Here is a 13,893-nt window from a genome sequence, read left to right as displayed (position 1 = left end):
CTCCCCGTGTCGAAACTCGCTGTCCTCAGCCTCCGCAATCGCGCGCTGATCGCCCTCATCACGATCGTCGCCGCCGTTTTCGGCGGCCTCGCGCTGACGAACCTCAAGCAGGAGCTCATCCCCTCGCTCGAGCTGCCTGCGCTGATCGTCATGTCGACCTACCCCGGAGCATCCCCCGAGGTCGTCGAGAACGACGTCTCCACGCCGGTCGAAGGGGCCATCCAGGGCGTGCCCGGGCTCGAATCCACGAGCGCCACGAGCACGACGAACGCATCGATCATCCAGGCGACCTTCGCCTATGGCGAGAACCTCGCCACCGCCGAGCAGAAGATGCAGCAGGCGATCAACCGCATCTCCTCGACCCTGCCCGATGGCGTGGAGCCCCAGGTGCTCGCCCTTTCGCTCGATGACCTGCCCGTCATCCAGATCGCCGTCAGCGGACTCGGAGACGCCGAAGCCTCCCAGACCGATCTCGATAACGTCGTGCTCCCCACGATCGAGGACGTCGACGGCGTGAACGCCGCCCAGGTCATCGGCGGCATCGCACAGCGCATCACGATCACCCCCGACACGGTCGCGCTCGCCGCGATCGGACAGAGCACGCAGGCCATCAACTCGGCCCTGCAGCAGAACGGCACGCTCTTCCCCGGTGGCGACATCACCGAGAACGGCGAGACGCTCACGGTCCAGACCGGCGAGAAGATCACCTCGATCGACGCGATCGCCGCCCTCCCGATCGTCGGGACGGATGCCACGATCGGTGAGGTCGCGACGGTGGAGCTCGACACCGACCCGACCTCATCGATCTCGCGCGTGAACGGCGAGGACGCGCTGTCCGTGTCGATCACGAAGCTCCCCGCGGCGAACACCGTCGAGGTCTCCGACGGCATCCTCGCCGCCCTCGACGAGCTGCGCGAGACGTTCCCGGATGCCGAGTTCACGGTCGTCTTCGACCAGGCGCCGTTCATCGTGCAGTCGATCGAGACGCTCGCCACCGAGGGCCTGCTCGGCCTCGTCTTCGCGGTGATCGTCATCCTCGTCTTCCTCATGTCGATCCGCTCGACGATCGTCACGGCGATCTCGATCCCGACGAGCGTGCTCATCACCTTCATCGGCCTGCAGGCCTTCGGCTACTCGCTGAACATCCTGACCCTCGGCGCGCTCACCATCGCGATCGGCCGCGTCGTCGACGACTCGATCGTCGTGATCGAGAACATCAAGCGCCACTACGTCGGCGGCGCCGACAAGGGAGACGCGATCCGTCTCGCCGTGCGCGAGGTTGCCGCCGCCATCACCGCGTCGACCATCACCACGGTCGCGGTGTTCCTGCCGATCGTGTTCGTCGGCGACATGGTCGGCGAGCTGTTCCGCCCGTTCGCGATGACCGTCACGATCGCGATGGTCGCCTCCCTCCTCGTGTCGCTCACGATCGTTCCGGTGCTCGCGTACTGGTTCCTCAAGCCCGGTGCCGAACTCGTCGGCGCCGATGGCGCGGTCATCGACCCGGAGCATCCGGACGCCCCGCCGACCAAGCTGCAGCGCGCCTACCGGCCGATCCTCGCCTGGACCCTCAAGCACTCCGCACTCACGGTCGTGCTCTCGGTGCTCGTGCTGGTCGCGACCGGCGGTGCGGCGACGTTCATGAAGGTTAACTTCCTCAGCGACACCGGCCAGAACACCATGACCGTCACGCAGGACCTCGGCCCGACCGCGAGCCTCGAGACGAAGGACGCCGCAGCTCTCGTCGTCGAAGAGGCGCTCGCCGACCTCGACGGCATCGAGACCATGCAGGTGTCGGTCGGATCCAGCGGCTCCGCGCTCATGGACTCCTTCTCCGGCGGCGCCGGGGTGACGTACTCGATCACGACCTCCGCCGACGTCGACCAGGAGCAGCTGCGCGCCGATGTCCTCGACGCCGTCTCCGACCTCGAGAACGTCGGTGAGATCGGCGTCAGCGCCGCGGCCGGATTCGGATCCACCGACATCGAGGTCAACATCACGGCCCCGAACGGCGACGCGCTCGACGAGGCGACCGCCGCGGTCGTGGCGGAGCTCGAGGGCCGCGACGGCATCGGTCAGGTCACCGACAACCTCGCCGCATCCCTGCCCTACATCGCCGTCGCCGTCGACCGCGACGAAGCGGCTCTGCGCGGACTGTCGGAGGTCGCCGTCGGGCAGCTCGTCTCGAGCACGATGCGTCCGCAGCAGATCGGCTCGATCGAGATCGACGACAGCGCGCTGACGGTGTACCTGGCAGCATCCGAGCCGCCGACGACCATCGCGGAACTGCGCGAACTCGCCGTCCCGACGCCCCAGGGCATCATCCGACTCGCCGACATCGCCACGGTCGAGGAGCGCGAGGGGCCGACCTCGATCACGACCCAGCAGGGCCGACGCACCGCGACGGTGACCGTGCCCCCGGCATCCGACAACCTGGCCACCGCCACGGTCTCGGTCACCGCAGCGCTGGAAGCCGTCGACCTCCCCGATGGCGCCAGCGCCGAGATCGGCGGCGTCGCCACCCAGCAGGCCGACTCGTTCTCGCAGCTCGGACTCGCGATGCTCGCCGCGATCCTCATCGTCTACATCGTCATGGTCGCGACCTTCAAATCGCTGCGCCAGCCGCTGCTGCTGCTCGTGTCGGTGCCGTTCGCCGCGACCGGTGCGGTGCTGCTGCAGCTCGTCACGGGCCTGCCGCTGGGCGTCGCATCCCTCATCGGCGTGCTGATGCTCATCGGCATCGTCGTGACCAACGCGATCGTGCTCGTCGACCTCGTCAACCAGTACCGCGAGAAGGGGCTGTCGACCATCGACGCGGTCAAGGCCGGTGGTGAGAAGCGTCTGCGCCCGATCCTCATGACGGCACTCGCGACGATCTTCGCCCTCGCACCGATGGGGCTCGGCATCACCGGGCACGGCGGGTTTATCTCGCAGCCGCTCGCGATCGTCGTGATCGGCGGTCTCGTGTCGTCGACCGTGCTCACGCTCGTCGTGCTGCCGACGCTGTACAACCTCGTCGAGGGCGCCAAGGAGCGTCGCGCCGCACGCAACCAGGGCGCGGATGCTGGGGACGAGGCCCCGGTCCAGGAGCACCCCGAACATGCGTTGACCCGCCGCGAGCTGCGCGAGCAGCAGGACTGATCACGTCGGCGCTCCGCCATGCGGGGCGCCGACGAAACCGGCCTCAGGCCAGTTCGATGCCCCAGCTGAGGGTCCACGTCTCGCCGGGGGTGAGACGGCGGATGCCGAGGCCACTGTTGAGACCATCGGCCGGCGCCGTCATCGGCTCGATCGCGATCGCGAGCTGCTGCCCGGGATAACCGGTCGTCGTGTAGACCTGCACGAAGTCGAACGCCTTGCCCTGCCACAGGGCGACCGTGCGGCCATCCGGCGCCGTGAGGGTGCTGCGCACGCGGCCGTCGGCATCACGGCGCAGATCGGCGAAGCCGGTGTCGAGCGTGACATCGCCGAGGCGGATGCCGTCGCGCAGGTGCTGCGGAGCGGGAGACGTGCCCGTCGGAAGCAGCCGCTCATCGACATCGAAGAGGGTGTCGGCCGGAACGGTCAGCACGAGATCGTGCGGATCGACGTCGCCGATCGTGACGAACGGGTGGGTTCCGAGGGCGACGGCGGCCGGAGCATCCGACCGGTTCGTCAGCGTGTGCGTGACCTCGATGCCCGCGTCCGTCAGCGCATAGGTCACGGTCGTCGCGATCTCGTACGGGTAGCCGGACTGGGGGTGGATCGTCGCGCTCAGCGTGGCCGCGGCATCCGTCTGCTCGATCTCATAGGCGGTGAAGCGCAGCAATCCGTGGCTGGCGTTGTTCATGGCCGGCTCCGTGACGGCGAGCTGGCGGCTCGCTCCGGCGTCATCCCAGATGCCGTCTCGCACCCGGTTCGGCCAGGGCGCGAGCACGACGCCTGAGCACGACGGAGTCGGCATGTTCTCGGGGTAGCGGGCGACGAGGTCGACGCCGTCGACCGCGAGGGCGCGCAGGGATGCTCCGACCTGAGCGATCTGCGCCGTGACGGCGCCGCGGGAGAGGTGGATCTGGGTACCGGTGGGGGAGAGCGAGGTCACCCCGCAATCGTACGGGGGTCTTTCCCAGGTGAGTGCCCTAAACTCGTCGGGTCGGCTTCGGGCACCCGCGATCGCGCGGGCGTTTGATACTCAGTGTGAGCCCAGGGGCCGATGGTTCATAAACCATCACATGAATGGCCCCGGCCGACGATTGTCCGGGTATGTCTGCCCTGCGCTGATCTCTGCGCGCCGGAGCGGGCGCTGTTCTCGTGTCAGAGACAGTCAGGAATACCCATGCCTAAGAGTGGCAAGCCCAAGGGCGGACGTCCGTCCCAGAACTTCGAACCGCGCTACGCGAAGAAGACGTCGTTTCACGACCGTCACAACGGTGGCCGTCCCGCTTCGCGCGGCGACAGCGCCGACGCGGGCGAGCGCAGCTTCGACCGCCGTCCGGGCAGCAAGAGCCCGAACCATCGCGGATACCGTCCCGCTGAAGCCGACAACCGCGCCCCCAAGCAGCGCTGGAGCAACGAGCAGCGCGCCGGCCGCGACGAGGCCCGCGGCATCCGTGGGGAGCGTCCCCGCTACAACAACGAGCGTCCGTCGTTCAACCGCGACGACCGCGGTGGCGACCGTCGCTTCGACGACCGCCCCCGTCGCGATGAGCGCGGTGGTGACCGTCCCCGGTACAACAGTGAGCGTCCGTCGTTCAACCGTGATGACCGTGGCGGCGACCGTCCCCGCTACAACAGCGACCGCAACGACCGCCCGCGGTACAACAACGACCGTCCGTCGTTCAACCGTGACGACCGCGGTGGCGAGCGTCCCCGCTACAACAGCGACCGTCCGTCGTTCAACCGTGACGATCGTGGCGGTGACCGTCCCCGTTTCAACCGTGATGACCGTGGCGGCGACCGTCCTCGGTACAACAGCGACCGCAATGAGCGCCCGCGGTACAACAACGACCGTCCGTCCTTCAACCGTGACGACCGCGGTGGCGACCGGCCTCGCTACAACAGCGACCGTCCGTCGTTCAACCGTGATGACCGTGGCGGTGACCGCCCCCGCTACAACAACGACCGTCCGGCCCGTGACGAGCGTCCCCGGTACAGCAGTGACCGGAACGAGCGTCCTCGTTTCACCCGCGACGAGCGTCCGTCCCGCGACGACCGCCCCCGCCGCGACGACCGCGCGCAGCGCCCGAACCGCAGCGACTGGAATGCGAAGCCCGCGAAGTCGTACGAGCCGACCGAGGACGTCGTCCACGAGAAGCTGAAGGCGAACGTCATCGCCGCCCCCGAGGTCGAGGGCACCACCTTCGGCGATCTGGGCCTCGGCTCGAACATCGTCGAGACGCTGGCGAACATGGGCGCGGCGGCGCCGTTCCCCATCCAGGCTGCGACCATCCCGTCGATTCTCGCGGGCCGCGACGTGCTCGGCCGCGGTCGCACGGGCTCCGGCAAGACCATCGCCTTCGGTTCGCCGCTCGTCGAGCGCATCCTGAAGGAGCAGAAGGGCAAGCGTCGCGAGTTCGGCCGCAAGCCGCAGGCGATCATCCTTGCGCCGACGCGTGAGCTCGCGCTGCAGATCGACCGCACCGTGCAGCCGATCGCGCGCAGCGTGGGCCTGTTCACCACGCAGATCTACGGCGGCGTCCCCCAGGGGCGTCAGGTCGGTGCGCTGAAGAAGGGCGTCGACATCATCATCGGCACCCCCGGCCGCGTCGAGGACCTCATCAACCAGGGCAAGCTCGACCTCTCGGACTGCCGCATCGCGGTGCTCGACGAGGCCGACCACATGTGCGAGCTCGGCTTCGTCGAGCCGGTGCAGCGCATCCTCCGTCACACGGCCGAGGGCAGCCAGAAGCTGCTCTTCTCGGCGACCCTCGACCGTGAGGTCGCGGCTCTCGTCGACGAATTCCTCGTCGACCCGGCCGTTTACGAGGTCGCCGGTGAGGACCAGGACTCTTCCACGATCGAGCACCGTGTGCTCGTGATCGAGCACCGCGACAAGGCCGAGATCCTGAACACCCTCGTCGACCGCGAGGGCAAGACGCTCGTCTTCGCCCGTACCCGTGCGTACGCGGAGATGCTGGCCGAGCAGTTCGAGGACGCCGGCATCCCCGCGGTCGCCCTGCACGGAGACCTCAACCAGGCCAAGCGCACGCGCAACCTGCAGAAGATGACCGCGGGCCGCGTGAACGTGCTCGTCGCCACGGATGTCGCCGCCCGCGGTATCCACGTCGACGACATCGACCTGGTGATCCAGGCCGATGCCCCGGACGAGTACAAGACGTACATGCACCGCTCGGGCCGTACGGGCCGAGCGGGCCGCACCGGTCGCGTCGTGACGCTGATCACGCGTCAGCGTCAGCGCCGCACGAGCGATCTGCTCGAGCGCGCTGAGATCGATGCGCCGTTCGAACAGGCGCGTCTCGGCGACGACATCCTCGCCGAGATCGCCGGCAGTATGCCGACGGTCGAGGAACTCACCGCCTGAGAGCACGCGTAACTCAGGAGAATTCTTGAGAAAGGGGCCCGGAAGAATCTTCCGGGCCCCTTTTGCGTCGTTTCTCCGAGCTGTGCGCCCGGGGCCGGGTCAATCCGAGCCCTGCCGGTCAGCCCTGGGCGGGCCGGCGGTGCAGGGCGGAGCTCAGATTGGTGCCGTTGATGTCGAGGTAGAGCTGGCCCTCGGCGACGGTGAGCATCACGGTGCTGCGGCGGTCGAGCTGTTCGACGGCGGCGTCGATGAAACCGGGGTCGAAGCTGAACACGTCGATCGTCTCGACCCTGTGGATGCGCTTGCCAGCCCAGGCTGCGACGACCTTCTCCGGGTCGCGGTGGGTGTAGACGGCGACGCGGTCGGCGAGCTTGCTCGCATAGTGCAGTCGCTCGGCGTCGGGGGCTCCGACTTCGATCCAAGCGGTGACGGCGCCGGTGAGGTCGCGGGCGATGACGGCGGGTTCTTCGGTGGCGGAGACGTTTCCGCCGAAGGCGATGCCCTCGGTCTGCTCGAGCAGGTGGGCGAGCAGTCGGGTGACCATGTAGGCCCCGGTCTCGGAGGGGTGCTGCGCGACGCGCAGCGAGAGGTCTTCGTAGACGCCGCGGTCGGTGTCGGCGAGCTGGATTGCGAATGTGTGAATCGTCGAACCGATGGCCATGATCATCGAGCCTATCCGGCGTCATGAGAAGGCGACGGATGCTGTGCTAACGGCCTCGGGTGGCGATCACGGGTTAATTTCTAAACTTTCTTAACTTTTTCATTGAAGTGCGCCCACGGCATCGGTAATGTTCCTGGACATCCGATGTCTTCTGTCGGATGACTCTGTTCCTGCGGCGCAGTCGCCGCGAAACACGTGAAAGAAAGAGCCTATGACGTCTCGTTTTCTCAGAGCATGCACCGCGGGCGCGGTGGCGGTAGCCTTTGTGGCGCCGTTGTCCGTCACCGCCGCCCATGGCGTAACCATTGACTACAGCGAGCAGGCGCTCGGAGCCGGCGCCGCGACGGCATCCAGCGGCGCGACGGCAGGGGGTGAGAACGCGGATCACGGCGTGCGCACCTGCCTCGACGGGCTGACGGATCCGGCCGCGGATGCTCCGACTGCTCTCAACAAGGTCGCGAACTGCTCCTTCGAGGCGCGTGACTTCATCTCATCGGCGCGCGACTGGGAGTGGTTCGGCGATGACGGCACCTCGCACCCGGCGACCGAGACTCTCGCGGACGGCACGGAGAACACCTTCGCGCTGATCGATACGGGCGCGATCGACAACCACATCTGGCAGTCCGTGCCGACGGTTCCGGGCCGCACCTATGTGGTCTCCGCCGACATCAAGGTCGGTGTCACCGACGGGTACATCCCCAGCGCCGTGTTCCTCACGGCGAAGGGCATGAAGCCGGATGGAACGCAGAACCAGGGGGCGACGACGCAGCTCACCACGGGCGAGCTGACGGATTCGGCCGATTGGAGCCGCAAGACGTTCACGTTCACCGCCGTGAACTGGAACACCTTCGTCGGCACCGTGAAGTGGGCGGCGCAGGATTCCGAGGGGCACGTCTCGAACACGACGATCGCGATGGACAACCTGACGGTCTACGAGCAGGAGTCCTACGACCTCATCTGGAGCGATGAGTTTGACGGCGACTCCCTCGATGAGGACACCTGGGGCTATGAGCTGGGCAATGTGCGCGGCAACGAGCAGCAGCACTACTCGTCGAGCAGCGACAACGTCGATGTCGTCGACGGCAACCTGGTGCTGTCCGCCACCGACCGTCCCGAGGTCGACCAGTACCGCAACACGGCACGCCACGGCGACAACGCGCGTCTGGTGAAGTACAACTCCGGGTCGGTGCGCACCGAGGGTCGCGAGGAGTTCCTCTACGGTCGCGTCGAGGCGCGCATGCAGCTTCCCGAGGGCAAGGGTGCGTTCCCGGCCTTCTGGATGCTGGGCGCGGACTTCCACATGGACGGCCGCATCAACATGGAGCAGGGCTACTCGTGGCCGTCGACCGGTGAGCTCGACATCATGGAGATCATCGGGTCGCCGACCGCTGAGCGCGCGGCGCAGGGCGAGGTCGGCAAGAACGGCAATTCCAACGCGGTCGCCTACGGCACCCCGCACTTCTATTACACGCAGGGCGATGCCGACGGCGATGGTTCGTACGCGCCGAAGGCGCTGGGCGGCAACCTGACGGCTGCGGAGAACTTCTCCGAGGGCTACCACGTGTTCGGCATCGACTGGAACCCGGAGTACATCGCCTGGTACGTCGACGGCGTCGTCTACAACGTCATGTATTTCCCGACGGATTCGACGACGACGGCCGGCAATGAGGCGTTCGTGAAGAGTGAGGTGGAGCGCTTCCAGGCCGCCGCCGACTCGATGAACCGTCCGCAGTACCTGCAGTTCAACCTCGCGACCGGCGGCAACTGGGCGGGTGACGCGGGCGACCACCTGGCCGAGGACGGCGCGAGCTTCGCGATCGACTGGGTGCGTTACTACCGCAGTGCTTCGCAGCAGGCGGCGGCGGATGCCTACTACGCGGATCAGCCGACCATCACGGGTGCGGGCGACCGTGTCATGCACGCCGGTGAGGCCGCGGATCTGCTCGCGGGCATCAGCACGGACGACGGCTTCCACGTCGACTACTCGATCAACGATGAGCACATGTTCGTCAACGGCGGTGTCGAGGGCGGCCGCAACGAGGTGCGTCTTGTCGTGACGGGTGCGGATGACACGGCTGCGCTGCAGGCGTTGGAGCCGGGCGTCTATTCGCTGCACTACAGCGCTCTCGAGGATGGCGCCGTGTACAGCGGCGGCATCACCCCCGAGGCGCGCGTCGCCCGCCAGACGGTGCGGCTGACGGTGCTGCCCGAGGTCGAGGCGGCAGCCGGCGATGCGCTCGCCGATGTGGCGATGCCGGCCAGTTGGTCGTGGGTGGATGAGAGCGAGACGGTCGGCTCGGTCGAGGCGCACGGCGTCCGGTTCAGCCAGGCGGCCGATACGGTCACGGCTCCGGAGGCCCGCCGGTCGACCGTTGTCTCGATCCCGGGATCGATGCTGGCGGATGACGTCGAGCAGGGCGGCGGTGGTTCGCAGCCCGGTGGTGAGAGCGGTTCGGGTGCGGGAGGCGGGAACGGTTCGGATGCCGCGGCCGACGGTTCGGGCGCGAATGCGCTCGCGGCGACCGGTGCCGATTCGACGCCGTTCATCGCGGGTGCTCTGCTCCTGCTGGCGCTGGGCGCCGCACTGCTGGCGCGTGTGCGTCGTCGGGGCGCGCTGACCGAGAACTGAGATCGGGGGAGCGGGGTCGTCGGGCGTGAGCTCGGCGGCCCCGCTTCTGCGTGCCGGCTCAGAACAGCATTGGTTGCGGGGCGGGTTCGCGCGGCGTCGGGGTGAGCACCTTCGGCCGGGTGAGCCGGCGCATCGGCTGCGCCTCTTCGTCGCGGACGTTCAACCGATGGGCCCGGATGAGCGGCCGCATGCGTTGGGCGAGCCACTGCCGATAGCCCGAAGGGGCGACGGCTGCGGCGCCGGGGTAGAGCCCGCGATACGATCCCGCCAGCTCGGGGTGCTCGCGCTCGAGCCACTGCAGGAACCACGGCTTGACGCCGGGGCGCAGGTGCAGGGCGCCGTAGACGACATGATCGGCGCCGGTGGCGCTGATGCGATGAAGGGCCTGATCGATGGCCGCGACCGAATCGGTCAGGTGCGGCAGGATCGGCATGAGGAAAACCCCGACGCGGAAGCCCGCCTCGGTGAGAGCCTGCACGGTGTCGAGTCGCGCCTGCGTGGAAGGGGTGCCCGGTTCGATCGAGCGCTGCAGGTCGTCGTCGTACATGGCGATCGACATCTGGATGTCGACGGGGACGCGCTTCGCCGCTTCGGCGAGCAGCGGGATGTCCCGGCGGATCAGCGTGCCCTTGGTGAGGACGGAGATCGGCGTGCCGGATTCGGCCAGCGTGCCGATGATGTCGGGCATGAGCCGGTAGCGGCCCTCGGCGCGCTGATAGGGGTCGGTGTTGGTTCCCAGAGCGACGGTCTCGTGCTGCCAGGAGCCGCGGGCCAGCTCACGGCGCAGAACTTCGGCGATGTTCGTCTTCACGATGATCTGGGAGTCGAAGTCGCCGCCGCCGTCGAGGTCGAGGTACTCGTGCGTGCCGCGGGCGAAGCAGTAGGTGCAGGCGTGCGAGCAGCCGCGGTAGGGGTTGATCGTCCAGGCGAACGGCATGCGCGAGCCGCCGGGAACGCGGTTCAGGGCCGACTTGGCGAGCACCTCGTGGAAGGTCATGCCCGCGAACTCGGGCGTCGTCACCGAGCGGACGACACCGGTGCGGCTCTCGAGCCCGGGCAGCGCCGCAGCATCCGCCTCATCGATCATTTGTCCCTGCCATCGCATGCATTCATTCGAACAAAGAAGCGATGTTAAGTCAATCGAGGTTCGAATATCTCTTCTTCCGTCCGGTGTCCGAGGCACCCGTTTCTCGGTTCCCAGCCGGAAGCGCCACAATGGAATGATGACCGACGCTCTGCACCCCCGGCACGCGTCGCGCCCCTCCCACGTGCTCCCGATCGCCTTGCCGATCGGTCTTCTGGTGACGGTGCTCGGCTCGCTGTGGGCCCTGTCCGAGACGCCCGCGGCGATCGAGGCGGTCCTGCCCCCGGCGCCGGCCATCGCCGCGCAGCTGCCGGGCGTCGCCCTCGAGGGCAGGGTGGCGGCGGACCCCTGCTCCGAGCCGACGGTCATCGAGGCTCTCGGCGCGGGCGACTCGGAGGCGGCGATCGCCGGATTCGGTGGGGGAGGGGCCTTCCGCGATGCGGTCGTCAGCGGCAACGCGCCCTGCATCTCCCTCTCCGACCCCGAGCATCCGTGGGTCGTCGTCAACAAGGCCCGCCCGCTCGATCCCGTCGACCATGTACCGGGCGCCCTCGCCGGGGTGTCGGTGCCGTCGACCACCTCGTCGAACAGCATGCGCGCGGACACCGCCGCGGCGCTCGACGCCATGGGAACTGCACTGCGCGATGCCGGTGCGGGGGCGCTGGGGGTCAACAACGGCTACCGCTCCTACGACCTGCAGATGCGCAACTATCGCGGGTATGTGAACTCCAGCGGCCAGGCGGGGGCGGATGCCTCCTCCGCACGCCCCGGGCACAGCGAGCACCAGACGGGGCTGGCGGTCGACGTCGTCTCGTGCAGCGGAGGCTGTGGCGGGATCGAGGCCTTCGGGGGCACGCAGGAGGCGATCTGGATCGCCGAGAACGCCTGGCGCTACGGATTCATCGTCCGTTACGAGGACGGCGAGACCGCCGTCACCGGCTACATCCCTGAGCCGTGGCATCTGCGCTACATCGGCCCGGCGCTCGCCGCGGCCTATCACGAGGGCGGCTATCACTCGCTCGAGGACTTCTTCGGTCTGCCCGCCGCCCCCGACTACGATCACTGATCCGCCGCGCTGTTCTGTGGCTTCCCACAAACGCGCGCGGCGCTGTGGCGCGCGCCGGGGAGCCATTCGCACAACCGTCCGCCGAGGCATCCGCTCTCGGTCGTAGACTCGCGGCAGCAAAGACGCACGACACGTTCGGGAGGACGGCATGGAACGCGATATCTACGACGAGGACCACGAGGCATTCCGCGATCTGGTGAAGGATTTCGTCAAGCGCCACGTGAGCACCGAGAGCATCGAGAAGTGGGATGCCGCGGGTGAGATCGACCGCGAGACGATGCTCGCCGCGGGTGAGGCCGGCATCATCGGGCTCTCGGTTCCCGAGGAGTTCGGGGGTGCGGGAATGCTGCAGGATTACCGCTTCCGCACGATCGTGAACGAAGAGGTCATCGGCGCGGGTGCGGGCTCCCTCGCGGGTGCGTTCGGCATCCAGGATGACCTGGCGGTTCCCTATCTCGTGCACATGGGCACGCAGGCGCAGAAGGAGAAGTGGCTGCCGCGCATGGCGACCGGTGAGATCCTCGGTGCGCTGGCGATGACCGAGCCGGGTGCGGGTTCCGACCTGCGCGGCATCAAGACCACGGCGAAGAAGGTCGATGGCGGTTATATCGTCAACGGCGCGAAGACGTTCATCTCTTCGGGCAAGACGGCCGACATCGTCGTCACGTTCGTCAAGACGGGCGAGGGCAATCGTCCCGACGCGTTCAGCCTCGTGATCATCGAGAGCGGCATGGAGGGCTTCGACCACGGCAAGAAGCTCAACAAGATGGGTTCGCACGGCCATGACACCGCCGAGCTGTCGTTCAGCGATGTGTTCGTCCCCGAGGAGAACCTCGTCAGCGGGCAGGAGGGACAGGGCTTCATCCAGCTGATGATGAACCTGCCGCTGGAGCGCCTGTCGATCGGCATCGCGGCGGCTGCGGCCTCCCAGGCGGCGCTGAAGTGGACCGTCGAGTACACGAAGGACCGCGAGGCGTTCGGCGAGCGGATCATCGACTTCCAGAACACGCGTTTCAAGCTGGCCGACGTCGCCACGACCGTCGATGTCATGTGGGCGTACCTCGACAAGGCCCTCCTGGCGTACAAGGACAAGAAGCTCACCGGCGAAGAGGCCGCGAAGGTGAAGTTCTGGACGACCGACCGCGAGTGGGAGATCCTCGACACCTGCGTGCAGCTGCACGGCGGCTACGGATACATCACCGAGTACCCGATCGCGCGCGCCTTCCTCGATGCGCGCGTGCACCGCATCTACGGCGGCACGAACGAGATCATGCGCGACATCGTGTCGCGTCAGATCGCGGGCAAGCGCTGATCATGTGCTCCGGTGGCAGGATTCCTGCCACCGGGGCGCACCGCGTCAGCGGGAAGAGCTCAGCGGAACAGGTACGTGCTCGCGCACGTGCCGAAGCCCACGACGAACGCGGCGAAGACCAGGAGTGTCAGCCACGTGCTCGGCGGGAGCTTCTCGGGGGATTCCTCGGTGGGGGCCTCGGCGGAAGCGCCGTCATCGTCGATGTGCGGAGTGGTCATCATGCCCCTACGATCCGGGCGATGTCGGCGACCATCGCGATGGCGAGCACCACGAAGACGAACGCGATGAACCAGGTGTACATCCAGCGTGCGCGGTGGTCGGAGAGCCAGAAGCGCCGCACGCTGACCACGCCGTTGACCGCGGCGATGAGGCACAGCGCGATGCCGATGGGCGCCGCGACGATCCCCGCGAACCCGATGATGGGCACGAGGATCGGCACGAGCAGGTAGGTGATGAGGCAGCGCACACCCGACACGATCATCGAGGTGCGGAAGCCGCGGTGCGCTTCCCGCTCGGTCTTCACCGACTTCTGGATCGTGGTGATGCGCAGCAGTCGGCGCATGAATCGGTCGGCGGGGGAGTCCGAAACCGCGGTCGGTGAGGAGATCGTCGTGCTCACCG

Annotated in this window: 10 protein-coding genes; 5 read left to right on the top strand and 5 right to left on the bottom strand. The window is 67.7% G+C overall.

The window, feature by feature from the left end; all coding sequences use genetic code 11:
* Positions 1-6 precede the first annotated feature (6 nt).
* Entirely contained in the window at positions 7-3,141 is a 3,135-nt protein-coding gene (locus ACWAUG_RS04585; protein ID WP_460801560.1) for an efflux RND transporter permease subunit, read from the top strand.
* Between the two features lie 43 nt (positions 3,142-3,184).
* Here ACWAUG_RS04585 and ACWAUG_RS04580 read toward each other — a convergent pair whose 3' ends face one another.
* On the bottom strand, positions 3,185-4,081 hold the full coding sequence (locus ACWAUG_RS04580) for an aldose 1-epimerase family protein (RefSeq protein ID WP_460801559.1): 897 nt from the start codon (positions 4,079-4,081) through the stop codon (positions 3,185-3,187).
* 234 nt (positions 4,082-4,315) lie between these two features.
* On the opposite strand from ACWAUG_RS04580, the gene ACWAUG_RS04575 reads away from it, so the two are divergent.
* Positions 4,316-6,520, top strand: coding sequence for a DEAD/DEAH box helicase (locus ACWAUG_RS04575; protein WP_460801557.1), 2,205 nt, complete (start codon positions 4,316-4,318; stop codon positions 6,518-6,520).
* A 118-nt stretch (positions 6,521-6,638) separates the two neighbouring features.
* Here the strand turns inward: ACWAUG_RS04575 and ACWAUG_RS04570 are convergent, their stop codons facing one another.
* Entirely contained in the window at positions 6,639-7,181 is a 543-nt protein-coding gene (locus ACWAUG_RS04570; RefSeq protein ID WP_460801556.1) for a YaeQ family protein, read from the bottom strand.
* Between the two features lie 274 nt (positions 7,182-7,455).
* On the opposite strand from ACWAUG_RS04570, the gene ACWAUG_RS04565 reads away from it, so the two are divergent.
* Complete coding sequence (locus tag ACWAUG_RS04565; protein ID WP_460801554.1) at positions 7,456-9,810, top strand: glycoside hydrolase family 16 protein; 2,355 nt, start codon at positions 7,456-7,458, stop codon at positions 9,808-9,810.
* Positions 9,811-9,868: 58 nt separating this feature from the next.
* Here ACWAUG_RS04565 and ACWAUG_RS04560 read toward each other — a convergent pair whose 3' ends face one another.
* The gene (locus tag ACWAUG_RS04560) at positions 9,869-10,915 is read right to left on the bottom strand and encodes an Rv2578c family radical SAM protein (RefSeq protein WP_460801553.1); all 1,047 of its coding nucleotides are present in this window, start codon (positions 10,913-10,915) and stop codon (positions 9,869-9,871) included.
* A 118-nt stretch (positions 10,916-11,033) separates the two neighbouring features.
* On the opposite strand from ACWAUG_RS04560, the gene ACWAUG_RS04555 reads away from it, so the two are divergent.
* Both ACWAUG_RS04555 and ACWAUG_RS04550 read left to right on the top strand, forming a co-directional pair.
* Positions 11,034-11,960, top strand: coding sequence for a M15 family metallopeptidase (locus tag ACWAUG_RS04555; RefSeq protein ID WP_460801552.1), 927 nt, complete (start codon positions 11,034-11,036; stop codon positions 11,958-11,960).
* A 148-nt stretch (positions 11,961-12,108) separates the two neighbouring features.
* Positions 12,109-13,272 (top strand): acyl-CoA dehydrogenase family protein, encoded by a 1,164-nt coding sequence (locus tag ACWAUG_RS04550; protein WP_460801550.1) that lies wholly within the window; start codon positions 12,109-12,111, stop codon positions 13,270-13,272.
* Between the two features lie 59 nt (positions 13,273-13,331).
* Here ACWAUG_RS04550 and ACWAUG_RS04545 read toward each other — a convergent pair whose 3' ends face one another.
* Positions 13,332-13,490 carry a hypothetical protein gene (locus ACWAUG_RS04545; protein WP_298041053.1) on the bottom strand — a complete coding sequence of 53 codons (159 nt, stop codon included), beginning with the start codon at positions 13,488-13,490 and terminating at the stop codon, positions 13,332-13,334.
* On the bottom strand, positions 13,490-13,891 hold the full coding sequence (locus ACWAUG_RS04540; protein ID WP_460801549.1) for a hypothetical protein: 402 nt from the start codon (positions 13,889-13,891) through the stop codon (positions 13,490-13,492). The genes ACWAUG_RS04545 and ACWAUG_RS04540 overlap by 1 nt, the downstream gene beginning before the upstream one ends.
* Positions 13,892-13,893: the final 2 nt, after the last annotated feature.

The organism is Microbacterium sp. GXF6406 (genome assembly GCF_054798215.1).
The sequence above is the reverse complement of the archived record's forward strand: the minus strand, read 5'-3'. Positions and strand labels throughout refer to the sequence as shown.

Coding starts and splice junctions, on each gene's coding strand:
- ACWAUG_RS04550 (WP_460801550.1), top strand. CDS start 12,109: ATGGAACGCGATATCTACGACGAGGACCACGAGGCATTCCGCGATCTG.
- ACWAUG_RS04560 (WP_460801553.1), bottom strand. CDS start 10,915: ATGCGATGGCAGGGACAAATGATCGATGAGGCGGATGCTGCGGCGCTG.
- ACWAUG_RS04555 (WP_460801552.1), top strand. CDS start 11,034: ATGACCGACGCTCTGCACCCCCGGCACGCGTCGCGCCCCTCCCACGTG.
- ACWAUG_RS04545 (WP_298041053.1), bottom strand. CDS start 13,490: ATGACCACTCCGCACATCGACGATGACGGCGCTTCCGCCGAGGCCCCC.
- ACWAUG_RS04575 (WP_460801557.1), top strand. CDS start 4,316: ATGCCTAAGAGTGGCAAGCCCAAGGGCGGACGTCCGTCCCAGAACTTC.
- ACWAUG_RS04570 (WP_460801556.1), bottom strand. CDS start 7,181: ATGGCCATCGGTTCGACGATTCACACATTCGCAATCCAGCTCGCCGAC.